This is a genomic window from Peribacillus sp. SIMBA_075 (genome assembly GCF_046534585.1).
The window spans coordinates 1-347 of sequence record NZ_JAWRYN010000249.1 but is presented as its reverse complement, the minus strand read 5'-3'; the positions used below and the strand labels follow the sequence as shown (position 1 = coordinate 347).

At 37.8% G+C, this 347-nt stretch carries 1 protein-coding gene; it reads left to right on the top strand.

The window, feature by feature from the left end; all coding sequences use genetic code 11:
• The coding region (locus SB775_RS28100; protein ID WP_410864443.1) for a Cna B-type domain-containing protein at positions 1–347 on the top strand (347 nt) is incomplete at both ends.

Below are 347 nucleotides of genomic sequence, written 5' to 3'. Positions count from 1 at the left end.
ATGGATATAAATCCGAAGTAAAAGGTTATGACATTACAAACACAAAAGTAGGTCAAACAAAAGTAGAAGGAACGAAAACGTGGAAGGACGGAGATTCGAAAGAACGTCCAAAAACAATTAAAGTAGACTTACTACAAAATGGCCAAGTAATCGCAACGCAAGAAGTAACAGAAGCAAGCGGTTGGAAGTATGAATTCAAAGATTTAGCGGCATATGATGCCGAAGGAAAAGCGTACAAGTATGAAGTGAAAGAACAAGCAGTAGACGGATATCAATCAAAAGTCAAAGGTAATGACATCACAAATACAAAAGTAGGCCAAACAGAAGTAGAAGGAACGAAGACATGG